The following is a 24,167-nucleotide window of genomic DNA, read 5'->3' as shown; positions in this document are numbered from 1 at the left end:
CAGAAGGTTCAGGGCGGGCGAGAAACAGAACATCGCATAACAATAACTCTGTAACCTGCATAAAAAGGATAACAACATGACAACCTTGCAACCGGGCGATATCGCCGCCCCGCAGGCGGCGAGCGTGAAGCGCACCCGCACCCGGCTTGGGATCCTCGCCCTGCTGGCGGTGGGGACGATGATTAACTATCTCGACCGCACCGTGCTTGGCATCGCCGCGCCGGAAGTGAGCCGCGACCTCGGCATCAACGCCGCCACCATGGGCATTGTCTTTTCCGCCTTCGCCTGGACCTATGCGGTGATGCAAATTCCGGGCGGCATGTTTCTCGACCGCTTCGGCAACAAAATTACCTATGCGCTTTCGCTGGTCTTCTGGTCTGTGTTCACGCTGCTGCACGGCATGACCCTCGGCCTGAAAACGCTGCTGCTCTGCCGCCTGGGGCTGGGTATCAGCGAAGCGCCCTGTTTTCCGGTCAACAGCCGGGTGGTGGGAAAATGGTTCCCGCAGCATGAGCGCGCCCGCGCCACGGCGGTTTACACGGTGGGGGAGTACGTTGGTCTGGCGGCTTTCGCGCCGCTGTTGTTCTGGATAATGGAGAGCTTCGGCTGGCGGGCGCTGTTTATCGTCACCGGCGTGGTGGGCATTCTCTTCGCCGGGGTGTGGTGGGTGAGATACCACGAGCCGGAAAACTCCCGCAGCGCCAACCAGGCGGAGCTTGAGTATATCGGCGGGCGCGGCGAAACCGGGTCCGAGCCGAAAATGCATTTCAACTGGAGCAACGTCGGCAAGCTGCTGAAGTGCCGCCAGATGATAGGCGCGGGCATCGGCCAGTTCGCCGGCAACACCACGCTGGTCTTCTTCCTTACCTGGTTTCCTACCTACCTCGCCACCGAGCGGCAACTGCCGTGGTTGAAAGTGGGTTTCTTCGCCATCATGCCGTTTCTTTCCGCCGCGGTAGGCGTACTGGCGGGCGGGTTTATCTCCGACAAGCTGCTTAAAGCGACCGGCTCCGCCAACGTAGCGCGCAAGCTGCCCATCGTTACCGGGCTGCTGCTCGCCAGCACCATCATTCTGGCAAACTGGATGCCGACGGATACGGGCGTTATCGCCATTATGTCGCTGGCCTTTTTCGGCCAGGGGATGGTAGGGCTGGGCTGGACGCTGGTTTCCGATATGGCGCCGAAAAACCTCGCCGGGCTGACGGGCGGCCTGTTCAACTTCTGCACCAACATGGCGTCGGTCGTCACGCCGCTGGTGATTGGTTTTATTGTCGCCGGCACCGGCAATTTCTTCTATGCGCTGATTTATGTCGGCGGCGCGGCGCTGCTGGGCGTCGTCTCCTACCTCTTTATTCTTGGCGATGTGAAACGCATCGAGCTGGACTAACGCAGTGCGGCGGCGCGCTGCGCTGCCGCGTAAGGATACTTATGATTAGTGGACACACCCGCCTGATAGCGCACCTGGGCTTTCCTACCGAGAGCTTTAAAGCGCCGATGATTTACAACCCCTGGTTTGCGGCGAACGGTCTGGACATCAACGTGATGCCGATGGGCGTTAAGCCTGAAGCCTATCCGGACCTGCTGCGTTCGCTGTTTCGCACCACCAATGTGATCGGCGCGCTTATCACCATGCCGCACAAAGTCGCCACCACCGCACTGGTGGACCGCCTTAGCCCGACGGCGCAGATAGCGGGCGCCTGCAACGCCGTGCGCGTCAATGAAGCGGGCGAGCTGGAAGGCGACATGTTTGACGGCGAAGGCTTTGTGCGCGGCATGCTGCAAAAAGGCCAGCCGGCGCAAGGCAAGCGCGCGCTGGTGGTGGGCAGCGGCGGCGTGGGCTGCGCGATTAGCGCCTCGCTGGCGGCGGCGGGGGTGGCGGCGCTGACGCTGTTCGATACCCGCCAGGAGAACGGCGAGGCGCTGGCGCAGCGCTTGCGACAGCGTTATCCGGCGCTTGAGGTGACGGTTGGCGAGCGCGACCCGCAGGAGCACGACATCGTGGTTAACGCCACGCCGCTCGGCATGCAGCCGGGCGACCCGCTGCCGCTGGATGTCTCGCGCCTCAGCCCTGGCTGTTTTGTCGGCGAGGTGGTGATGAAAAGCGCCGTGACGCCGTTTTTACAGGCCGCCCGCGAGCGCGGCTGCGTCATCCAGCAGGGCGTGGACATGCTGTTTGAGATGATCCCCGCTTACCTGGCGTTTTTCGGTTTGCCTGTGGCAACCGCCGAGGAGCTGCGCCAGACGGCGGAGATTCGCTACTAGCGGTTGCGTAAAAAATGGGGGCGCTTCGCTTATCGACCCAGCAAACCCCCGCCGCGCTTTTTTATTCCTGGTAAGCCTTTTGCGCAAGCGCGGTCTTCGCAAGGCCGTCCAGCCACGCCTGATGGGCGTTCAGCATCGGGTTTGGCGTGGCGGCCGCAAGCTGTTGCGCCGGTTTGCCTGTCTGGCTCTCCTGGGTAAGGATGCGGACGCGTGCGCCGGGTAAATCTTCAATCAGCCAGGCGTGCAGCACGTCGAGCGCCTTATCTTCATCGCCTTCCACCCAACCGCGCCAGGCAAGACGGGCGGGCTGGCCCTCTGCGGGCGGTACAAATTCAACAACCTGCGCCTCTACCGGAAAGCGGAACGTGGTGAAGCGAAAGCGGCTGTTGGCTGCAAGCCGCGGGCCGGTCGCGTCGTAAAAATGGATGTCTGACACGTTCTCGTAATAACCCGGCCACCAGCGGGTATCAACCAGATACGTCCAGACCTCGCTGGCGTGAAGATTCGCCACAATCACTTCGTTGGAAACAAAATTGTCGGTGGTGCCCGGGGTATATTTTTCCGGCCAGATAATGCTGTTCATGGTCGCTTCCTCATGTGCGTTAGAGGAGCGCATCTTAAAAATCGCTGTGATATAAAACCAATCGTCAATTTTAATATCAGGTATAACCTGAGTTTATTTCTTAAAAAGGGGCGAGCGATGCGCGACCTTCATCATCTCGATCTTAACCTGCTCAGGACGCTGGATGCGCTGCTGGATGAGCGGAACGTCACCCGCGCGGCGGACCGGCTGGCGCTGACGCAGCCTGCGGTAAGCGCCATGCTCACCCGTCTTCGCGAAAGCTTTAACGACCCGCTGTTTGTCCGCTCCCAGCGCGGCGTTATCCCCACCGCCCGGGCGCTGGAGCTGGCGCAGCCGGTGAAGCGCATCCTGCATGACATCCAGGCGCTGCTTCAGCCGGAGGATTTCGACCCAGGCACCTCCACGCTCACCGTCACGCTCGCCGCCACCGACTACGCGCTGCGCGCCATCGTCGAGCCTTTCACCCGCGAGCTGCGCAAGCGGGCGCCCGCCATGCGCCTGGCGGTGCGGCAGATAGACGAAACGAACGTGCGCCAGCTGCTGGAGAAAGGGGAAATCGACCTTGCTATTGTTACCACCCAGACCGCACCGCAAGCGCTGCACGCCCGCAGGCTTTACGACGAAGAGTATGTCTGCGCGATACGCGCCCAACACCCGGCGGCGGGCGAGAAACTGAGCCTTGAGCGCTTCTGCGAACTCGACCAGGCGCTGGTCTCTTATTTTGGCGATCCATTCAACGGCGCGACCGACCGGGCGCTGGCGGAGAAAGGGTTAACGCGGCGGGTGAGCCTGTCGGTAGACAGCTTCTTGTTTCTGGTTTCGTTACTTAAAGAGACCGACCTGCTGGCGGTGGTGCCGCGTCGGCTGCTGCGTGAAGAGGACAACCTGCTGACCTTCGCGCCGCCGCTTGCCATTCCCGGCTTCACGAAAGTCGCCGCCTGGCATGAACGCACGCATCATCACCCCGCGCACCGCTGGCTGCGGGAAGTGCTGTTTGAGGTGTGTGGGGAAGGAGAATAAAGCGAGGCGGCAGGCGCAAGCGCCGTACCGCCTCTGAGGGTTTTCGGGGGTTATTCGAAGCTGTAGGTCACTGCCGCGCCTACGCCGTAGTTACGGCCCGGAGCGGGTTCGTAGTAACGGCCGTTGCCTTCGTTCACGATAACAGAGCCGACGTAATCGCGGTCAAACAGGTTGTCCACGCGACCAAACACGTCCAGCATCCAGTTGCCTTGCTTCACCTTGTAGCCGGTATTCAGGCCAACGGTGGTGTAGGAAGGGGCTTTAGCGGTGTTCTCGTCATCGGCCATGATGCTGCTCATGTAGCGCACGTCGCCGCCCGCGTACCAGCCGGTTTCCGGCTCGTAGCCCATGGAGGCGTAAACCATATTGCGCGCAATGCCCGGCATGCGGTTGCCGTTACAGTCAACGTCGCCGTTGCACACGTCGGTGCGGTAGGTGGCGTTGAGATAGGTCCACGCCGCTTTCAGCTTCCACGCGTCGCCAAACTGCTGATCCAGCCCCAGCTCCACGCCCTGACGACGGGTTTTCCCGGCGTTCTTGTAGGTGGTGCGCCCGCCGCTGCTGGTGTCGGTCACAATCTCATTGTCGGTATCGGTCTGGAACAGCGCGGCGGTCAGCAGGCCGTTGCCGATGCGGGTTTTGCTGCCGATCTCCACGGTGTCGCTGGTGGAAGGCTTCAGATCCAGGTTCAGACCGTTGATGCCGCCCGCCCGGTAGGAGAGCTCGTTAATGGTCGGCGTTTCGAAACCGCGACCGGCGGAAACGTAGACGTTCCACGCGTCGGTGAGGGCATATTTCAGCGAGCCTGCCGGCAGCCACTTATGGTAGTTCGCTTCGCCGCTGTCGTCGCCGTTGCGGGCGGTAACGTAATTATCGTTAGAGTCGAACCAGATGTTGCTGTAACGCACGCCCGCATCCAGGCTCAGCTTGTCGGTGAGCTGCCAGCTGGTTTGCAGATACGGGTCGACGTTCCACATCAGGTTGCGCTCGTCGCGGCGCAGGCTGCCTTTTTCGCCATAAACCGGCGCGCCGTTCACCATAGAGAAGTTCTCGTAGCCTTTACGCTTCTCGATGAGGTTTTCGTAGTTAAGCCCGGTGGTGAAGCTGAAAGGCACGTCGCCCAGGTCGCCGCGGTGCGTCCAGCGGCTGTCGATCCCCTGGTAATGACGGGTGAGGTCGATAACGCCGCCAGGGTGCGTCGGGTTCAGCTGCGGCGCCCGCGGAATAGACTGATACTGCACGGTTTCACGTTCGCCGGCGTAAGCCATCACGCTGATGTCATCATTTTCGCTCAGCGCGCGATCGTAGCGCAGGCCCGCCTGGGTCTGTTTGGTGCTCTTACGCGTGTTGTACTGATCGCCGCGCGGCGACTGGCGCGGGTTCTCTTTCCACTCGTCGCGAGTCAGCCCGCCCGGATCGTTGGCCTTGATATCGACGCTGTTGAAAATCAGCGTCAGCTTGCTGGCGTCGTCCAGGCGCACGCCAAGCTTCGCGTTAGCGAGGTTTTTACGCGCGCCGCTGTGGTCGCGGTAGCCATGCGTGGTGAAACGGGTGGTGGAAACCGAGTAATCCACATCCCCCGCCTGGGTGCCATCGCCCGTCGCTCCCGTGGCTTTCAGGCCGTAGCGCACGCTGCCGTAGCTGCCGTACCAGGTGCCCGCTTCGATTTTCGGCGGCTGGCTGCCGGTTTCGGTTTTCACGTCAATCACGCCGCCGGAGGCGTTGCCATACAGCGCGGAGAAGGGGCCGCGCAGCACTTCCACGCTGTCGATGCTGTTTAAATCGAAGTTAGAGGTATAACCCTGGCCGTCCGGCATGGTAGCCGGAATGCCGTCAACATACATGCGGATGCCGCGCACGCCATAGGTGGAGCGGGAGCCAAACCCGCGCATCGACAGCTGTAAATCCTGCGCGTAGTTTTGACGGTTCTGGATTTGCAGGCCCGGCACGCTGCCGAGATTTTCCGACAGGTTGACGCGCGGCGCGGCGTGACGCAGGTCTTCGCCAGAAACCACGCTCACCGCCGCTGGCGTGTCCAGCTCGGAAACGGCGCCGGGGGCGGCGGTAACAACCATCGTCTGTTCATCGGCCGCGGAGGCGCTGGCGATAAAGCAGGGTGAGAAAACGGCGGGCAGCAGCCACAGAGGCGCTTTCGCGGCACGGGAGATTTTCATTCAACAAACCGGGTTAGGGGTTCAGGGACGAACCAGATGGAACATACGTTGCTATGTTAAACTTTATGTAAATTTTTGAAAAGCCAAACGGCACATATCGTTAACAGTTATGCGCATTCAGCAAAGTGTAGCCGAAACTTCCGCAACGGCCATTCTCGTCCGGGTTTTGTCCTGTACAGGGCGGTACGGCAGAAAAAGATCCCCTTTTAATAAAATAATGATTATTATTCTCAACAAAATAGCCCGGCGGCAGGCACCCCGGCGATCTTTATGGAAGCAATGTGACATCACCACTATCGCCTATTTTAAAAGGGAGACTTTATGCAATTACCTCATCTGTCCGCGCCGCGCGCGTTGCTGGGCGCGCTGCTGTTCGCCAGCGCCTTTACCACCTTCACCAGCCACGCCGCGGAGGCAATGCTGCGCAAGCCGGTAGGCAAAGGCGCCTATGAGATGGTCTACAGCCCGACAGAGCAGGCGCTTTATCTGGCGACGTCGCAGAGCCGCTCGCTTGATAAAGGCGGCGTGGTCTACCGTCTGGACCCCACCACGCTTGATATCACCCAGATTATTCATAACGACATCAAACCGTTCGGCGCGGCTATCAACACCAAAACCAATACGCTTTACTTCGGCAATACGGTGAACGGCGCGGTGACGGCGATTGACGCTAAAACGGCGGAGGTGAAAGGACGCCTGGTGCTCGACCCAACTCAACGTTCAGAGACGGCGCGCCCCTTGCAGCCGCGAGAGCTGGCCGTGGATGAAGCGACGAATACCGTTTATATCGGCGGTCTTGGCAAAGCGAGCGTGGTGTGGGTGGTGGACGGCGAAACGCTGACGCTTCGCACCACCATTACTGACCTTGGCAAAATGAACACCGGCCTGGCGCTGGATGCGGCGGCGAAACGCCTTTACACCACCAATGCCGACGGCGAGTTCATCACCATCGACACCAGCAACAACCGCGTCGTTTCCCGCAAAAAATTGCAGGAAGAGGGCGAGCACATGTACCTCAACCTGGCGCTGGATACGGCTAACCACCGCGCTTTTGTCACCGATGCGAAGCAGGCGCAGCTGCTGGTGGTGGATACGAAAAACGGCAACGTGATGCAGAAAATCGAGGCGCCGAAATCGCTCGCCGTGCTGTTCAACCCGGCGCGCAATGAGGTTTACGTAACGCACCGCGAAGCGGGCAGCGTCAGCATCATCGACGCGAAGCATTATAAAGTGATAAAAACCGTCGAAACGCCGACCCATCCGAACAGCCTGGCGCTTTCCGCTGACGGCAAAACGCTGTATGTCAGCGTGAAGCAGGCTTCCAGCCGCCAGAAAGAGGCGACCAGCCCGGATGATGTGGTGCGCATTGCGCTGTAAGACGGCCTGAACGGCTGCCCTGGCGCATTGTTCAGGCGCTTGCGGGTGTTCTCCCTCGCCCCGTTGGGGAGAGGGTCGGGGTGAGGGGCGACAGGCTACGCCGCGCGCCTTGTCACCCGCCACGCATAAAGCGTAAACGCGCCGCACAGCGCCGCCGCGAGCCAGGGCAAGCCGTGAGCGCCGGCGTTCATGGCGAGCCCGGCAAGCGAAGGGCCGACCAGCGCGCCAGCGCCCCACATTATCGACATGGCCGCATAAACGCCCGCCAGCGCCGTGCCGGAAAAGCGCTCGCCCACCTGCGTGATAACCAGCGTGTAAATGGCGACAAACGCGCCGCCCCAGAGAAACATCAATACCCAGGCGAGCGGCGCCACGCGCAGCGCCCACGGCCAGGCCAGCGCGCCGAGCGTCGAAACGGCGGCAAACAGCACCACCAGTCGAGCGCGATCGAAACGATCCGCCAGCCAGCCTACCGGCAGTTGCAGCACAATCGCGCCGAGCATCAGCACGCTAAGCAGCGCAGTGGCCAACTTTTCGCTCCAGCCAAGGTTCATGGCGTAAATCACCAGCAGGTTCATGCCTGCCGCTTCCAGCGCGGCATTCAGCAGCGTGGCGGCCATCGCCAGCGGCGCGAGAGCCAGGTAGCGCCAGAACGCGCCCGCGTTTTCCTGCGCCAGCGGCGGCTCGTTTCTGCGACGTAACAGGATAAGCGCCGCCGCCAGCGCCAGCAGCGCGCCATAGAAAAAGGGCAGCGTGCCGCTGCCCGCCAGCAGCAAAAACGGCCCCAGCGCAAAACCCAGCGACAGGCTCGCCATATACCAGGCCATGGTGGTCGCCCGCGCGCGCTCCACGCTTGTGTGGTTAAGCCATGTCTCGGTGACCACCAGAATAATCTCGCTGAAAGCGCCCAGCAGCAGGCGCAGCGCGAACCAGCTCGCGAGCGGCACAAAGGGAAACAGGCAGAGCGTGAGAAAAATAGCGAACAGAGAAAAGCGCATCAGCGCCTGCGGCGAGAAGCGGCGGCAAAGCGCGGGCAACAGGGGCGCTATGGCGAGCACCCCCACCGCATGCATCGCCGCGTTCAGACCAATCCACCCTTCGCTGTAACCCGCCGCGCTCATGCGCAGGGAGACCAGCGGCGCGGTTAAGCCATAGGTCAGCCCAAACACCATCACTGCGGTAATAACGCCAACTTTTCCCCGCAACGCCTGCATGATTTTCTCCCGCCGCTTTCCTTTGAGCATAGATGACAACGGCAGAGCAGAGGTGCAGCGAGCGGATTATCCGGGCCGCACGGTAAGCACTACGGGCGCACCCGTTGCCCTTTCTCATTAATCACCACTTCGCCATCCTCTTTGGTAAAAGGGCCGCGCTGCGGGTCGGGGAGAATATCCAGCACCGCTTCAGACGGGCGGCAAAGCCGGGTGCCGAGCGGGGTTACCACAATCGGACGGTTGATAAGCACCGGGTGCGCCAGCATAGCGTCCAGTAGCGCCTCGTCGTCCAGTTGCGCGCTGGCAAGCCCCAGCGTTTCATAAGGCTCGGTATTTTTACGCAGCAGGTCGCGCACGCTTATCCCCATCGCCGTGATGAGCTTACGCAGTTCATCACGCGTTGGCGGTGTTTCAAGATACAGAATGATAGTGGGCTCCACGCCGCTGTTGCGGATTAGCGCGAGGGTATTTCGTGATGTGCCGCAGCCGGGGTTGTGATAAATCGTGATGTCAGTCATGAGAACCTCTGAAGGGGGACGTCCCCGTATTGTTACTAAAGCAGACGCAGCGCCAGCGCGCTCAGCGTGACGAAAAGAATGGGCAGCGTCATCGTCACGCCCACCTGGAAATAATATCCCCAGCGGATAGTGATATTTTTTTGCGCCAGAACATGGAGCCATAGCAGCGTCGCGAGGCTGCCAACCGGCGTGATTTTCGGCCCTAAATCGCAGCCGATGATGTTGGCGTAAATCATCGCCTCTTTTATCACGCCCTGCGCGCTGCTGCCGTCGATGGAAAGCGCGCCTACCAGCACGGTGGGCATGTTATTCATTACTGATGAGAGAAAGGCGGTAAGAAAGCCGGTGCCAAGCGTCGCGCCCCAGACGCCATGCTCCGCCATGCGATTAAGGGCGAGGGAAAGCCACTCCGTAAGCCCCGCGTTGCGCAGCCCATAGACCACCAGGTACATGCCCAGCGAGAAAATGACAATTTGCCAGGGCGCGCCCTTAAGCACTTTATGGGTGTCGATGACCTCACCCCGGCGAGCCACCAGCCAGAGGATCAGCGCCGCCGTCGCCGCCACCAGGCTTACGGGCACCCCGAGCGGCTCCAGCGCGAAAAAGCCAACCAGCAGCAGAACCAGCACTGTCCACCCCATTCTGAAGGTGCGGCGGTCGCGAATCGCTTCGCGGGGCGCTTTGAGTTTCGCCATATCATAGACGGCGGGGATTTCTCGTCGAAAAAAGAGATGCAGCATCACCAGCGTCGCCAGCACGGAGGCGGCGTTAACCGGCAGCATCACCGACGCGTAATCGCTGAAGCCAAGCGTAAAGAAATCCGCGGTGACGATATTCACGAGGTTCGACACAATCAGCGGCAGACTGGCGGTGTCGGCAATAAAACCCGCCGCCATGACAAACGCCAGCGTCGCGCCCTGGCTGAAGCCCAGCGCCAGCAGCATCGCAATAACGATAGGCGTCAGGATAAGCGCCGCGCCGTCATTGGCGAAGAGGGCGGCCACAGCGGCGCCGAGCAGGATAATAAACGTGAAAAGCCTTTTGCCGCGGCCATTGCCCCAGCGGGCGACATGCAGCGCCGCCCATTCGAAGAAGCCCGACTCATCCAGCAGCAGGCTAATGATAATAACCGCGATAAAGGTCGCCGTGGCGTTCCAGACAATCTGCCAGACGGTGGGTATGTCGCCAATGCTGACCACCCCGGTCAGCAGCGCCAGCGCAGCGCCGATAAGCGCGCTCCAGCCAATGCTAAGCCCTTTTGGCTGCCAGATAACCAGGGTCAGCGTGAAAACGAAAATGGCGCCTGCCAGCAGCATAGTTTCTCCTTTGCCCGTCAAATGAACAACGCGCGCGCTATTCCATCAAATATGAATAAGTGAATGTGTTTTTATAGACAAACAGCTTTACCGTTAGTGGTGGCGTTCTCTTTTTCTGCCTGTCGGCTTAAGCGGCGAATATCCTCACGCTGACACTGGTAGGCCTGTTCTATCACGGCGGCGGCCCAGGCGGGCATGTGAGGCGAGAGCCGATAGTAAATCCATTTTCCGTCGCGCCGGTCGCAAAGCAACCCACACTCCTTCAGCAACGACAGATGTCGCGACGTTTTAGGCTGCGGCTCTTTCATCACGCCAGAGAGTTCGCAGACGCACAGCTCGCCTTTTTCTCGTAACAGTAAGACCAGCGTCAGACGCGTGTCGTCCGACAGCGATTTAAAAAGTTTCAGGGGGGTAAGTGAATTCATCGCGCCTCCGCATTCAGCGCGCCAAGTCTCGTCTTCAGGCATGATGATGTCAACATCATATTCGGATTAGTGCATATGTTAATACTGCCGCCTGCGGCAAGACAGCGAAGGCGCGCAGGCTGAGCTACGCTTGAAAAGTCAACATCTCAGGCGTAGCACAGTCCACAAAAGAGGGCGTAATGGTACGGTTGATTCTGATCCTGCTCGGCGTCGATTTTCTCCGCTCCCACTGGCGCGGCCTGCGTCGGTTCGGTGCGTTTACGCTGCTTGCCGGTATCGTGATATTTATCGATGCGCTGGATGGCGTGCTCTATTTTCCCATTGAGCCTTTTGCGCTTTTGCTGCTGATTGAGGGCGGTGCGACGCTTTTGGTGGCGGGCAGCGGCATTGGCGGTCAGAAGCGGCTGCGCTATGTGAAAGGCGCCGCCTTCGTTATCTCTGCATTGCTTATCCTTGCGGGCAACCATGAAGGCGACCTGCTGTTGTCGTTGCTATTCGGCACGCTGTTTCTCGCCGACGGCGCGCTGCAAATCGCTTCAGCCATCGTGGTGCGCTACCCCAACTGGCGGCTGGCGCTGGTTGGCGGCGTCGTGGAGGTGCTGATCGCCGTGTTCTTTTATCAACCCTGGCCGACGCATTACCAGGGCGTGGTGCCCTATTGCCTGGGACTGGGGCTTGCTTTTACCGGCTGGAACCTGATGCTGCTGGCGCGGCGGGCGAAACGGGCGAAGCGCAACCCGGCGATGGACGACCCGGCGGCGCAGGCGGGCATTCCGGGCGCGCCGCTTATCACCCAGTGGGAGGGGCCGCCCGCACCGGATGAGCCGGCGCTGACGGTGCATGTCTGGACGCCTGCCGGCACGGCCGCAGGCGGCGCGCGCCAGCGGCCGGTTATCAGCCGCTATATCGCCGCGGTGGATGAACAGGGCGTCATCTCCACAGGCCATGCCGCGCTGGCCTCGCCGGAGGGGGTTTACATTAGCCTCTATCCGGCGCAGGAGATTGACCGCTCGCCGGATGAGTTTGGCCGTCTGCTGCGCGCCACTAAAGAGAACAACGTAGCCGGGCGGTTTCTTAGCGACTACGCCAGCGAAGCGGCGCAGTGGTGCCCCTCAACGCGACAGGTGCGCATTCGCAATTACAGCCCGGCGCGGCTTGAGCGCTTCTGGCGGCGCTACCGGCAGGACAACACTTACAATCTTACGCATCGCAACTGCTCAAGCAGCGTGGCGAAGGGGCTGGAGGCGGCGCTGGAAGGGTGCGTGGGGCGGCTGTGGCAGCGTAAAGGCTTCTGGATAGCCTTCGGCAAACTGATGACCACGCCGGAGCTATGGGTGGCGCTGCAAATTCGCAAGCGCGGCCAGACGATGGCCTGGACGCCGGGGCTGGTGCTCGATTACGCCCGGGCGCTAAGCATGCTGGCGGACCCGCGCCCGACCGGGTGGATTAATACCGCCCGGCGGGCGCTCGCTAAGATATGGCGACGGCGAAAAGGCATGCGCGTCGCGAGCTAGCGCTGCATTCCCCAACGTTTTACGGTGGCTTTTTCAAGGGTGGCGAAGACCAGCCCTTCCACTAACAGGCCAATCACGATCACCGTGGCAAGTCCGGCGAACACGCGGTCGGTGAAAAGCTCGTTGCGGTTCTGGAAAATATACCAGCCCAGACCGCCGTCGCCGCTGGAGGCGCCAAACACCAGTTCGGCGGCGATAAGCGTACGCCAGGCGAAGGCCCAGCCAATCTTCAGCCCGGAAATAATCGACGGCAGCGAAGCCGGGATAAGAATATTAAGCACCAGCCGCGGGCCGCTTAAGCCATAGTTGCGCCCGGCCATGCGCAGCGTTTCCGGCACGCTGGTAAAGCCAGACCAGGTGTTGAGCGCAATCGGCCACATCACCGAGTGCACCAGCACGAAAATCAGGCTGGCCTTGCCAAGACCGAACCACAGCAGCGCCAGCGGCAGCAGGGCAATGGCGGGCAGTGGGTTGAGCATCGCGGTCAGCGTGCTCAGCAAGTCGCGCCCGAACCGGGTGGAGATAGCCAGCGCGCTGAAGAGCAGCGCCAGTACGCTGCCAATTACATAGCCCTTTAACAACGTGCCGAGGGAGTTGGCTATCTTGCCGGGCAGTTCGCCGCTTTGCATATCCTCAACCCAGGCGCGCAGCGTCTGCACCACGCCCGGCAGCATCAGGTCGTTGTTTTGCAGCCGGGCGACCACTTCCCACACCACCAGCAGCAGGGCGACGATAACCGTTTTGCGCAGCCACGTCTGGTTCCACAACCTGGTGGCGAGGGGCAGTGGCACATCCAGCCTCAAGGCGGCCGGGGCGCTCAATTCACGCTGATACTCGGGACGGACGGGCGGCGGCTGCGACATAACCAGGCTCCTTGTGTGACGTGGGCGCGTGCGGGGTAACCGCAGGCGGGAAAAGCAGATCGTGAATATGCTGCGCTGCGTGCTGAAACGCCGGGCTGCCGAAATCGTCCATGCCGAACTGGTGGCAGTTCAGCTCAGCGCGCACCTGGCCTGGGTGCGGCGAAAGCACCAGAATACGGCTGCCGACCACCAGCGCTTCTTCGATGGAGTGGGTAACGAACAGCAGCGTAAAGCGCGCTTCGTCCCAGAGCGTGAGCAGTTCTTCCTGCATTTTTCGCCGGGTCAGGGCGTCCAGCGCGGCGAAAGGCTCATCCATTAACAGCACTTTCGGCTTCATCGCCAGCGCCCGGGCTATCGCCACCCGCTGTTTCATGCCGCCGGAGAGCATATGCGGCAGGGCGTCGGCGAATGTCGCCAGCCCGACTTTATCAAGAAAGTGCAGCGCCACCTCCCGCGCTTCGGCCTTGCTTGCCTTGCGGCTGGCGACCAGCGGAAACATGACGTTCTCCACCACCGTTTTCCAGGGCGGCAACTGGTCGAATTCCTGGAAAACCATCATCCGCTCCGGCCCCGGCTGCGTGACGGTGTCACCTTCAAGCTGGATAACGCCGCCCACCGGCGACATAAAGCCGCCGATGGCTTTCAGCAGGCTCGACTTCCCGCACCCGGAGGGGCCAAGCAGAATAAACCTGTCATTGGGCCAGACGTCGAACGTGACCTCATGGGTGGCGCGCACGCGGCTTTGTCGGGTGCGGTACTCCAGATCGACATTGTTAACGGACAGCAGCGGCCCGCTCGGGTGGGTTACGGTCATGCTTGCCTCCTTCAGAACGGCGCGTCGCCTTCGATAGTGGTGCGGTAGAGCTTACGGCGCAGGTGATCCGGGCAGCCGGTGGCGAGGTGGATAAGCGAGCGGTTATCCCAGAAAACCATGTCGCCGTATTGCCAGCGGTGGCGATACAGATGCTCCGGGCGAATACTGTGGTCGTAGAGCGCCTGCAGAATGTCGCGGCTTTCGTCTTCCGGCAGCCCTTCAATGTGGGTGGTGAAGCCTTCGCTGACGAACAGCGCCTTACGCCCGTTTTCCGGGTGCGTGCGGACCACCGGATGCAACACGGCTTGCACTTCGGCGAGCTGCTGCGGGGTTAACTGCGGGCGCCACTGCGCGCCAAATTTCGGCTTGCTGTAAGTCGCGGTATAGGAGTGTACCGCCCGTTTGCCTTCCACCGCTTTTTTCAGCGCCACGGGCAGCGTCTCCCAGGCTTTATGCATATCCGCAAACAGCGTATCGCCGCCTTCTTCCGGCAGCTCCTGGGCGTACAGCATGGAGCCCAGGCTCGGCAATGCCTTGTAAGAGAGATCGGAGTGCCAGTATTTCCCGGCGTCGCCAAGGCCAATCGGCTGGCCGTTCTCAACGATGTTGGAGACAATCAGGATCTCGGGATGATTCGCCAGTAAGAACTGCTTCAGCACATGGATTTGCAGCGGCCCGAAGCGACGGCTGAAATCAATCTGCTGCTGTGGGGTAATGCGCTGGTTACGAAACACCACCAGATGATGGTCGAGATGCGCCTGCTTTACGCGGGCGAAATCCGCCTCGTTCAGCGGCAGGCTCAAATCAAGCCCGGTAATTTCCGCGCCCAGGTTTTCAAAAGGGCTAATCACAAAATCCTGCGAGCGAAGCGGGGCGTCGAGCGTCGTGGTCATGAGGTTATCCTTACAGGTGAATTAGCTGCCCGGGTTCTGCCAGGCTTCGTTAAAGAAATAGTCTTTCCAGGAGTCCGCTTTATTTTTTAATACGCCAAGCTCGTTAAGCTTTTGCGCATAAATAAAGGTGCGCTCGGGCGAGACGGTAAAGCTAATCTCCGGGTCGTTAACAATCTTTTGCACCAGCGGCAAAGGCAGGCGCGATTTTTCTGCCCGAATATAGGTTTCCGCGGCTTTATTTTTATCGGCGTTAATAATCTGCGCCGCTTCGGCTAAAGCGTCATAAAAGGCGCGATAGGTTTTCGGGTTTTCGTCATGAAATTTCTGCGTGGTATAGAGCACATTGAAGGTGGCCTGGCCGCCCAGCACGTCGTAAGAGCTTAAAATTTTGTGGACGTTTTTATGCTCCAGCGCCTGGTATTGAAACGGCGGGCTGGAGAAATGGGTGGAGATCTCCGAGCCGCCGGCAATCAGCGCCGCGCTGGCGTCCGGGTGCGGCAGGCTGACGCTGATTTTGTCAAACCGCTTGTAATCGGCGTTGCCGAAGAGCTTTGCGGTTTCAATCTGTAGCGTGCGCGACTGGAAGCCGACGCCTGCGGCAGGCACCGCGATGCGGTCTTTGTCGCTTAAGTCTTTCACGCTTTTCACCGCCGGGTTGTTGCTGAGCAGGTAGTTAGGCATGGAGCCGAGCGAGGCGATGGCCTTGACGTTCTGGCGGCCTTTGGTGCGGTCCCAGAGGGTGAGCAGCGGCGGCACGCCCGCCGAGGCGACATCCAGCGCGCCGGAAAGCAGCGCTTCGTTCATGGCCGTGGCGCCAGAGAGGGTGCGCCAGTCCACTTTAATATCCAGCCCCTGTTTCTTGCCCTGTTTTTCAATTAACTGCTGGTCGCGAACCACATCCAGGATTAAATAACCAATGCCAAACTGCTGCGCGATGCTAATTTGTCCTTCCGCCTGCGCTGCGCTCGTGGCGAATAAGAGCGCCAGCGCCATGGCGCTTTTCGTCTTCGTTATTTTCATGGTTATTCCCGCAAGTGATAAGTGAATGGTTTTATATATATCGATGACTTCATCGTGCAGGCGGAAGAAGAAAAAACAAAAGTGTTTATTGGAATAAGTTAGTCGCAATGGATAAATGCTTTTTTTTGCTTTGCTAATGCGCAGAGAGGGAATAAGAAGCGGCAAGGTGTGGCTAACGAGGATTTATGGTGGGGATGATTTTTCTGGCCAGGCTTTCCTTCCTCGCCCCTTGCAGGAGAGGTGTGAACGGCGGCGCAGGCGCTCAGGCTGTTTTGTCGTGTTTTAGGGCGGCGGCGTGCATAAAAAAACCGCCCAAAGGGCGGTTTTGCGTGGCGCTGAAGCGGCAAGAACGCTTAGCGAGAATGCTCTTCTTTCAGCGTCACCGTCTCCACGTCATCCGGGTTTTGCGGCGCGGCGCTGTGAATTTCGTTCACGCGCTTGCGCACGCCGAACCAGCCCAGCGTCAGCAGGATGGCGATAAGCGGAATGGAGCCGATAGTCCAGGTGCCGTTCGGGTAGTCGAACGCCATCAGCACCAGCACCGCCAGCAGGAACAGCAGCGTCAGCCAGGAGGTGAACGGCGCGCCCGGCAGCTTGAAGTGCACGTCCGCCGCTTTGCCTTCTTTAATCGCTTTGCGCAGGCGCAGCTGGCACACCACGATAAACGCCCAGGAGGCGATAATGCCTAACGAGGCAAAGTTCAGCACAATCTCAAACACCTGCGACGGCACCAGATAGTTCAGGAAGACGCCCACGACGTAAACGGCCATGGTCACCAGGATGCCGGCGAACGGCACCTGCTGTTTGCTCATCTTCGACATAAACTTCGGCGCGGAGCCGCCCATCGACATAGAGCGCAGAATACGGCCAGTCGAGTAAAGGCCCGAGTTGAGGCTGGAGAGCGCCGCCGTCAGCACCACGATATTCATCACGCTGCCAATGTACGGCACGCCGAGTTTCGAGAAGAAGGTCACGAACGGGCTCTGACCCGCCTGATAGGCGTTCCACGGCAGCAGCAGCACCAGCAGGATAACCGAGCCGACATAGAACAGGCCGATACGCCAGATAACGCTGTTGATGGCTTTCGGCACCATGGTTTCCGGGTCTTTACATTCGCCCGCCGCCGTACCCACCAGCTCGATAGAGGCGAAGGCGAAAACCACCCCCTGCACCAGCACCAGCGCAGGCAGCAAGCCATGCGGGAAGAAGCCGCCGTTATCGGGTATTAAGTGGAAGCCGGTCGCGCCGCCGTCCAGCGGTTTGCCGGTGCCGAGGAAAATCGTCCCCACCACAAGAAACAGCACAATAGCCAGCACTTTGATCAGCGCGAACCAGAACTCCATCTCCGCGAACCACTTCACGCCGATCATGTTCATGGTGCCGACAATTGCCAGCGCGCCGAGGGCAAAGACCCACTGCGGCACATCGCCAAAGGCGCCCCAGTAGTGCATATAGAGCGCCACGGCGGTGATATCCACGATGCCGGTCATCGCCCAGTTGACGAAATACATCCAGCCTGCGACATACGCCGCTTTTTCACCGAGGAATTCGCGGGCGTAAGAGACGAAGCTGCCGCTCGACGGACGATGCAGCACCAGTTCGCCCAGCGCGCGCAGAATAAAGAAAGAGAAAATCCCGCACACCAGATAAACAATGGCGAGGGAGGGGCCGGCCGCCTGCAGACGCGCGCCAGCGCCTAAAAACAGACCGGTGCCGATAGCGCCGCCGATGGCGATCATCTGCACCTGACGGTTGCCCATCGCTTTGTGGTATCCCTCTTCGTGGGAGTTCAACCAGCGTCGTTTCGCGGCCTGATGGTCCGCCGCGCTTTGCTTCGTTGTCTTCATTGTGTTCCTGTTATCCTGTCTTCTAACTGGGAAACCCCGTTGCTGACCAATCGTTTGCTTTTGCTGGTCTTCTGTACGGGAAATGTTCGCTTTTCCAGTGAATAGCTATGCGTTAAAAGCGAAACATGGCGCAGCATCCTACCCGCAAATTCGGGTCTACGCAAAACATACCAGTAAGGGTGTGACGCCGCCCCGGGCACGTTTCAGCGTGCCAGTACAGGAAGGAAAGGGCAGGAGGGAAAAGGCCGCCGCGAGGGCGGCCTGAATACTTACAGCAGGGTGATAACCTGGTCGGCGTCGAGGCGGGATTTCGGCAAGGCGGCGTTGAAGTCGGCGTCGCTGTGGTAACCCACCGTCGCGATCACCACGCTTTTCAGGCCTTTTGCTTGCAGACCCAGCGCATCGTCCATTTTCTGCGGCGAGAAGCCTTCAATGGGGGTGGCGTCCAGCCCAAGGCTTGCGGCGCCAAGCAGGAAGAAACCGAGTGAGATGTAGGCCTGGCGCGCCATCCACGCCTGCTGGCTTTCCACGGAGTGGCTGTTCAGGTCAACAAAATAGCGGCGGCCTTTGTCCTGGCCCTGGCGCATCTCATCGCTGATAAAACGCCCGTCCTGCTGTTCTTTATCCAGCAGCGCCTGCAGATGCTCTTCGGTTATCTGCTCGCGGATGGTGAAGACCACGACCATCGCCGCTTTCTGGATTTTACCGGCGTTCGCCTCGGCAACAGCGGGCAGCAGGCGCGCTTTGCCTTCGTCAGTGGTCACGGCGAAGAAGTGCCACGGCTGAGAGTTCACCGATGATGGGCTATAGCGCAGCACGTCGAGCAGTTGCTGCTGCTGAACCGCGGTGAGCTTGCGGGTTTCGTCATAGGCTTTGCTGGTAAAGCGCGTGCGGATAATTTCATCAAGCGTCATTATTATGTTCCTTAGTAAACGGGCGGCAGGAGAAACAGGCTTTTACCGCACCGGGAAAATTAACCGTGTGCAAGCCTACCCGATCTTAATGTCAGGACTCCACAGGGTTTGGCAATGGCGAGGGTAAGCCGCAATAAATGTGAAAGAGAGCATCGCCCCTTGCCGAGTTTTCTCCCTCGCCCTGTGGAGAGAGGGAATATTTAGCCGGGGGAATAGCATCGCCAGCCGTTATTTCCGGTTTTCCCCGCTCGTGAGCAGAAAAATAAGGCTCGCTTTTATTCATCCTTATTGATTTTGCGGTCAAAGTTGTATTTCTGTTTTTTAACTTACTTAAGGAAAATTATTTGTTTCCCGGCGCGACGCGACGACTTTAATAATGAAGCCACGTTACTCGCCAGGGGAATAAATAATGACTTACCGACTGAGCCTGCTGGATAAAAGCCCGGTGGCGGAAGGAGAAACCGCCGGACAGGCGCTTGCGCGCACGCTGGAACTGGCGCAGCGCGCAGAGGCGTGGGGTTATCATCGCTTCTGGGTGGCGGAGCACCATAATACTTCGCGCCTGGCCAGCCCCTCGCCGGAAATTATCATCGCCTGGCTTGCCGCGCAGACTCAGCGCATTCGCCTGGGCTCCGGCGGCGTCATGCTGCAACACTACAGCCCTTATAAAGTGGCGGAAAATTTCCATTTACTGGCGTCGCTGGCGCCGGGCCGCATCGACCTTGGCGTCGGCAAAGCGCCGGGCGGGCTGCCGCTTTCCACCCGGGCGCTGCAAAAAGGGATACGCCCGGAAGAAAAAGGCGATTTCGCCGCCCAGCTTGCCGAGCTGACCGGCTGGCTCACCGAGCGCGGCGGCGATGAAGATGATTTCCACGCCCTGCGCGCCACGCCGCTGCCGACCCACAAGCCGCAGCGTTTCCTGCTGGGCGCAAGCCCTGAAAGCGCGGCGCTCGCCGCAAAACTCGGCTGGCATTTTGTCTTCGCCGGGCACCTGAACGGCGATAAAGCGCTGCTGGGTGACGTCGTGCGCCTCTGGCGCCAGCGCGCCCGCGGCGAATTTTTGCTGGCGGTGCAGGCGGTAGTGGCAGAGAGCCGTGAAGAGGCGCAAACGCTCTCGCAGGCGGTTCAGCTATGGCTGGTGGAGCTGCAAAACGGCCAGAAGGTGACGGTGGCGAGCGAAGCGCAGGCAGAGGCCTTTATTCGCCAGGCGGGCAGCCCGGCGGCGCGCATTACGCCGCGTACGCCGTCGCTGCTTAAAGGCACGGCTGCGGACGTGCGCGCAGAGCTGGAAGCGCTGCATCAGCAGTTCGGCATTGAGGAGTTTGTTATCGATACCCCCTTTGCCGACGGCGCGGCGCGTCTGCGCTCGCTGGCGCTGCTGGCGGCCCCTGAGAAGGAGCTGGCATGAGCGCGTTCGCAGAACAATTAATCGCCTGGCGGCGCGAGCTGCATCAGCATCCGGAGCTTTCCGGCAACGAGGTCGCCACCACCGCGCGGCTGCGCCGCTGGCTTGAGCAGAACGGCCTGCGCCTGCCCGACCTGCCGCTTCATACCGGCGTGGTTGCGGAAGTGGGCCAGGGGGAGCCGCTTATCGCCCTGCGCGCGGATATCGACGCGCTGCCGATTGATGAGCAGAGCGGCGTGGCCTTCAGCTCGGGCAACCCCGGCGTGATGCACGCCTGCGGCCATGACATTCACGCAAGCGTGATGCTCGGCGCGGCGCAGCTTTTAAAAGCGCGTGAAAGCGAACTGCCGGGGCGCGTGCGGATTATCTTCCAGCCCGCCGAAGAGAATTTCACCGGCGCGAAGGCGGTTATCCGCGCGGGCGCGTTGCAGGGCGTCAGCGCGATTTTCGGCATGCATAACGAACCGAGCCTCCCGGTAGGCGTTTTCGCCACCCGCCCCGGCGCCTTTTACGCCAACGTCGACCGCTTCGTGATTCATATCAAAGGCAAGGGCGCGCACGCCGCCCGTCCGCAGGAGGGCAAAGACGCCATCGTGCTGGCGACGCAGCTTGTCGGCGCGTTGCAGACCATCGCCAGCCGCGACGTCAGCAGCCTGCATTCCGTGGTGGTGAGCGTTACCCGCATTCAGGGCGGCAATACCTGGAACGTGCTGCCGGAGACGGTGGAGCTTGAAGGCACGGTGCGCACCCACGACCGCGAGGTGCGCAGCAAAGTGGCCCAGCGCCTGCGCCAGCTCGCCGCCGGGTTCGCCGCCGCCTTTGATGCGCAAATCACTATCGACTGGCGCGACGGCCCGCCTGCGCTGGTCAACGATCCGCACTGGACGGCGTTTACCGAGCAGGTCGCCCGTGAAGCCGGGCTGAAAACGGAGCCTGCGGATCTGCACATGGGCGGCGAAGATTTCGCTATCTATCTGCAACAGATCCCCGGCGCGTTCATAAGCCTCGGCAGCGCCAGCGAGTATGGCCTGCACCATCCGGCCTACAACCCGGACGACGCGCTGCTGGAAGGCGCGGCGCGCTACTTCGCACGCCTTGCGGAAAAAGCGCTGCGCCAGCTAAGCCAGCATTAAACCTTTTATCGCCTTCGCCCCGCCAACCGGCGGGGTAAGGGTAGCTATGGCCTGAAAACGGGAAGAGAGGGATAACCATGACTTCAGCACGACAGCTGCGCCTTGGCACCATACTGCACGGCGCCTCAGGAAACATGTCCGCCTGGCGGCATCCCGCCGCGGTGGCGGACGCCAGCATCAATTTTGATTTTGTGAAGGCGACGGCGGAAAAAGCCGAGCAGGGCAAGCTCGATTTCCTGTTTGTCGCCGACGGCCTGTATATCAACGAAAAGTCTATCCCGCATTTTCTTAACCGTTTTGAGCCGATAACCGTGCTGTCGGCGCTGGCGACCGTCACCCGCCATCTGGGGCTGGTGGGCACGCTCTCCACCTCCTACAGCGAGCCGTTTACCGTGGCGCGCCAGTTCGCAAGTCTCGATCACCTGAGCAACGGCCGGGCGGGCTGGAACGTAGTAACGTCGCCGCTGGAGGGTTCGGCGAAAAATTTCTCCCGCGAGAAGCATCCGGATCACGCGCTGCGCTACCGCATCGCCGATGAATACCTCGACGTGGTGAAGGGACTGTGGGATTCATGGGAAGAGGATGCCTTTGTGCGCAACAAAGAGACCGGGCAGTTTTTCGACCGGACTAAGCTGCACACGCTCGACCACCACGGCGATTTCTTCCAGGTGCAGGGGCCGCTCAACATTGGCCGCACCCCGCAGGGCCGACCGATTATCTTTCAGGCTGGCGCCTCCGAGGACGGTAAAAAGCTCGCCGCCCGCCACGCCGACGCCATCTTCACCCATCAGGAGAGCCTTGAAGAGGCGCAGGCGTTTTACCGCGACGTGAAAGGGCAGCTGGAAAAATATGGCAGAACGCCGGACGAGCTGCATATCTTCCAGGGCGTCAGCGTGATTGTGGGGCGCGATGCCGATGACGTGGAGCGTCAGTATCAGACTACCGCCGCGCTGGTCTCCATCGACGACGCGCTGAACTATCTGGGCCGCTATTTTGAGCACCACGACTTCAGCCAGTATGCGCTTGATGCGCCGTTTCCGGACATCGGCGACCTTGGGCAGAACAGCTTTCGCAGCACCACCGATGAGATAAAGCGCCGCGCCCGCGAGCACAACCAGACGCTGCGCCAGGCGGCGCTCGAAGCCGCCACGCCGCGCCCGCGCTTTCACGGCACGCCAGAGCAGGTGGCGGACGGCCTGCAGCAGTGGTTTGAAGGCTTCGCCGCCGACGGTTTTATCATTCAGGGCGGCACGCCGGACACCTTCCCGCGCTTTGTCGACGACGTGGTTCCGCTGCTGCAACAGCGCGGACTGTTCCGCCGCGACTACCCGGGCGCGACGCTTCGCGAAAGCCTGGGGCTGAAAACGCCTGCTAATTCCTTCACACAACAATAAAAGAGCCGATGCTATGCAGAAAACCATGCTTATTCTGGCGCTGGCCGTCGCGTTTGGCGGCCTGAGCGCGGGCGCGATGGCCCAGGACGTGACCATCAACGGCAAAGGCGTGAGCCTGGAAGCCAACAAAACGCCCGTTAACACCGCGAAAAACGCCGAAGCCGCGGCGCAAATCCCACAAGGCTACCGCTTCGCCCAGCCAGGCAAGCTCACCGTGGCGGTGGCGGCGCTTAATTCGCCGCCGCTGACGGTCTTCGCCGACGACAACAAAACCCTGCTTGGCAGCGAGGTGGATATCGCCCGCCTGGTGGCCGACAGCCTGGGGCTTGAGCTGAACGTGGTGCCCACCTCCTGGGAGGACTGGCCGCTCGGCGTCGCTTCCGGCAAGTATGACGCCGCCATCAGCAACATTACCGTCACTAAAGCGCGCAAGGAGAAGTTCGACTTCGCGACCTACCGCAAAGACTCGCTGGGCTTTTACGTGAAGGACTCCAGCGCCATTAAATCGCTTGAGAAAGCGGAGGATATCGCCGGGCTGCGCATTATCGTCGGCTCGGGCACTAATCAGGAGGCGATTCTGCTGGCCTGGGATAAAGCGAACCAGGCGAAAGGCCTGAAGCCGTTTACGCCGGTTTACGCCAAAGATGACGCCGCGCAGACGCTGGCGTTGCAGTCGGGCCGCGCTGATGCGTACTTCGGGCCGAACGTTATCGGCGCTTGGAAAGCGGCGCTGACCGGCAAAACGCGGTTGGTGGGCAGCGTGGACGGCGGCTGGCCGAAGGCGGCGCACATCGCCGTGACGCTGAAAAAAGGCAGCGGGCTGGCGCAACCGGTGCAAACCGCGCTGAACGGGGTCATTAAAAACGGCGACTACGACAAGGTGCTGAACCGCTGGGGCGAGGGCGTGGAGCGCATTCCGTCTTCTGAAATCAACCCGCCGGGCCTTGGCGACTAAGGAGGCGAGATGAGCACTGAATTCTTTCGCGACGTCTCACCGCAGGCGCCGGAGCTGGAGCCGATTATCACCGGGCTGTTTGGCGAGTACGCCGCCCGCTATGGCGACTACTTCTCTAAAGACGCCGAAGTGGAGCTGACGGAGTGGTATCTGCCGCCGCAGGGGCTGTTTATCGTGCTGGAGCGCGACGGCGAGATTATCGCCACCGGCGCCTATAAACCGTTTGACGAAAACACCGCGGAGCTTAAGCGCATCTGGACGCGCAGCGACCTCAGGCGCCAGGGCCTGGCCTGGAAAGTGGTCAGCGAGCTGGAGCGCCGCGCGCGGCTGGCGGGCTACAGCCAGGTCTATCTCACCACCGGCTTTCGCCAGCCGGAGGCGGTGCGCCTCTATTTAAGCCACGGGTATCAGCCGCATTTCGACCTGACCCGCGATCCGGAGGAGTACAGCCTGCCGCCTTATGACGGGCGGCTGCGCTTTACCAAATCCCTTGTCGAAAACCATGCGAAAACGGCCTGAGGAGGCA

Annotated in this window: 20 protein-coding genes and 1 pseudogene; 9 read left to right on the top strand and 12 right to left on the bottom strand. The window is 60.6% G+C overall.

All coding sequences use genetic code 11. From position 1 onward, the window contains the following. The first annotated feature begins 76 nt into the window (after positions 1-76). Positions 77-1,387: an MFS transporter gene (locus tag ACU4F7_RS11510; RefSeq protein ID WP_029591689.1), complete on the top strand. Its 1,311-nt coding sequence runs from the start codon at positions 77-79 to the stop codon at positions 1,385-1,387. Positions 1,388-1,428: 41 nt separating this feature from the next. Continuing rightward, positions 1,429-2,262, top strand: coding sequence for a shikimate dehydrogenase family protein (locus tag ACU4F7_RS11505; protein WP_481636937.1), 834 nt, complete (start codon positions 1,429-1,431; stop codon positions 2,260-2,262). 61 nt (positions 2,263-2,323) lie between these two features. On the opposite strand, the gene ACU4F7_RS11500 is transcribed toward ACU4F7_RS11505, so the two are convergent. Continuing rightward, complete coding sequence (locus ACU4F7_RS11500) at positions 2,324-2,845, bottom strand: SRPBCC family protein (RefSeq protein ID WP_481636936.1); 522 nt, start codon at positions 2,843-2,845, stop codon at positions 2,324-2,326. A 117-nt stretch (positions 2,846-2,962) separates the two neighbouring features. On the opposite strand from ACU4F7_RS11500, the gene ACU4F7_RS11495 reads away from it, so the two are divergent. Next, positions 2,963-3,865 carry a LysR family transcriptional regulator gene (locus ACU4F7_RS11495; protein ID WP_481636935.1) on the top strand — a complete coding sequence of 301 codons (903 nt, stop codon included), beginning with the start codon at positions 2,963-2,965 and terminating at the stop codon, positions 3,863-3,865. A 50-nt stretch (positions 3,866-3,915) separates the two neighbouring features. Here the strand turns inward: ACU4F7_RS11495 and pqqU are convergent, their stop codons facing one another. Continuing rightward, positions 3,916-6,039, bottom strand: coding sequence for a TonB-dependent receptor PqqU (gene pqqU, locus ACU4F7_RS11490; RefSeq protein ID WP_481636934.1), 2,124 nt, complete (start codon positions 6,037-6,039; stop codon positions 3,916-3,918). Positions 6,040-6,360: 321 nt separating this feature from the next. On the opposite strand from pqqU, the gene yncE reads away from it, so the two are divergent. Further along, complete coding sequence (yncE, locus tag ACU4F7_RS11485; protein WP_481636933.1) at positions 6,361-7,416, top strand: 7-bladed beta-propeller protein YncE; 1,056 nt, start codon at positions 6,361-6,363, stop codon at positions 7,414-7,416. 95 nt (positions 7,417-7,511) lie between these two features. On the opposite strand, the gene ACU4F7_RS11480 is transcribed toward yncE, so the two are convergent. The 4 genes from ACU4F7_RS11480 to ACU4F7_RS11465 form a co-directional block, all read right to left on the bottom strand. Further along, the gene (locus ACU4F7_RS11480) at positions 7,512-8,630 is read right to left on the bottom strand and encodes an MFS transporter (protein WP_481636932.1); all 1,119 of its coding nucleotides are present in this window, start codon (positions 8,628-8,630) and stop codon (positions 7,512-7,514) included. A gap of 89 nt (positions 8,631-8,719) precedes the next feature. Further along, complete coding sequence (arsC, locus tag ACU4F7_RS11475) at positions 8,720-9,148, bottom strand: glutaredoxin-dependent arsenate reductase (protein WP_481636931.1); 429 nt, start codon at positions 9,146-9,148, stop codon at positions 8,720-8,722. Positions 9,149-9,183: 35 nt separating this feature from the next. Next, positions 9,184-10,464, bottom strand: a complete 1,281-nt coding sequence (locus tag ACU4F7_RS11470) for an arsenic transporter (protein WP_481636930.1) — start codon at positions 10,462-10,464, stop codon at positions 9,184-9,186. A 71-nt stretch (positions 10,465-10,535) separates the two neighbouring features. Beyond that, a complete protein-coding gene (locus ACU4F7_RS11465; RefSeq protein WP_029591698.1) occupies positions 10,536-10,889 on the bottom strand; it encodes a metalloregulator ArsR/SmtB family transcription factor in 354 nt (117 codons plus the stop codon). 179 nt (positions 10,890-11,068) lie between these two features. On the opposite strand from ACU4F7_RS11465, the gene ACU4F7_RS11460 reads away from it, so the two are divergent. Then, positions 11,069-12,403: an HdeD family acid-resistance protein gene (locus tag ACU4F7_RS11460; protein WP_481636929.1), complete on the top strand. Its 1,335-nt coding sequence runs from the start codon at positions 11,069-11,071 to the stop codon at positions 12,401-12,403. Here ACU4F7_RS11460 and ACU4F7_RS11455 read toward each other — a convergent pair. From ACU4F7_RS11455 to nfsB, 6 genes are all read right to left on the bottom strand, one after another. After that, entirely contained in the window at positions 12,400-13,266 is an 867-nt protein-coding gene (locus ACU4F7_RS11455) for an ABC transporter permease (RefSeq protein ID WP_481636928.1), read from the bottom strand. The two genes, ACU4F7_RS11460 and ACU4F7_RS11455, sit on opposite strands and share 4 nt — an antisense overlap. Further along, complete coding sequence (locus ACU4F7_RS11450; protein WP_481636927.1) at positions 13,226-14,080, bottom strand: ABC transporter ATP-binding protein; 855 nt, start codon at positions 14,078-14,080, stop codon at positions 13,226-13,228. The genes ACU4F7_RS11455 and ACU4F7_RS11450 overlap by 41 nt, the downstream gene beginning before the upstream one ends. Positions 14,081-14,091: 11 nt before the next feature. After that, positions 14,092-14,973 (bottom strand): TauD/TfdA dioxygenase family protein, encoded by an 882-nt coding sequence (locus ACU4F7_RS11445; protein WP_481636926.1) that lies wholly within the window; start codon positions 14,971-14,973, stop codon positions 14,092-14,094. 21 nt (positions 14,974-14,994) lie between these two features. Further along, positions 14,995-15,993 (bottom strand): ABC transporter substrate-binding protein, encoded by a 999-nt coding sequence (locus tag ACU4F7_RS11440; protein WP_029591703.1) that lies wholly within the window; start codon positions 15,991-15,993, stop codon positions 14,995-14,997. 353 nt (positions 15,994-16,346) lie between these two features. Next, positions 16,347-17,840: an L-asparagine permease gene (ansP, locus tag ACU4F7_RS11435; RefSeq protein ID WP_024557590.1), complete on the bottom strand. Its 1,494-nt coding sequence runs from the start codon at positions 17,838-17,840 to the stop codon at positions 16,347-16,349. Between the two features lie 269 nt (positions 17,841-18,109). Continuing rightward, a complete protein-coding gene (gene nfsB / locus ACU4F7_RS11430; protein WP_481636925.1) occupies positions 18,110-18,754 on the bottom strand; it encodes an oxygen-insensitive NAD(P)H nitroreductase in 645 nt (214 codons plus the stop codon). A 409-nt stretch (positions 18,755-19,163) separates the two neighbouring features. On the opposite strand from nfsB, the gene ACU4F7_RS11425 reads away from it, so the two are divergent. The 4 genes and pseudogenes from ACU4F7_RS11425 (at position 19,164) to ACU4F7_RS11410 (ending at position 24,160) form a co-directional block, all read left to right on the top strand. Further along, complete coding sequence (locus ACU4F7_RS11425; RefSeq protein WP_481636924.1) at positions 19,164-20,162, top strand: LLM class flavin-dependent oxidoreductase; 999 nt, start codon at positions 19,164-19,166, stop codon at positions 20,160-20,162. Continuing rightward, entirely contained in the window at positions 20,159-21,292 is a 1,134-nt protein-coding gene (locus tag ACU4F7_RS11420) for an amidohydrolase (RefSeq protein WP_029591706.1), read from the top strand. Before ACU4F7_RS11425 ends, ACU4F7_RS11420 begins: the two co-directional genes overlap by 4 nt. Before the next feature lie 77 nt (positions 21,293-21,369). Further along, positions 21,370-23,641: pseudogene (locus tag ACU4F7_RS11415) on the top strand (NtaA/DmoA family FMN-dependent monooxygenase). Positions 23,642-23,650: 9 nt separating this feature from the next. Beyond that, positions 23,651-24,160, top strand: a complete 510-nt coding sequence (locus ACU4F7_RS11410) for a GNAT family N-acetyltransferase (RefSeq protein ID WP_029591709.1) — start codon at positions 23,651-23,653, stop codon at positions 24,158-24,160. The last annotated feature ends 7 nt before the right edge of the window (positions 24,161-24,167 follow it).

It is taken from the genome of Franconibacter pulveris (genome assembly GCF_056780215.1).
The sequence above is the reverse complement of the archived record's forward strand: the minus strand, read 5'-3'. Positions and strand labels throughout refer to the sequence as shown.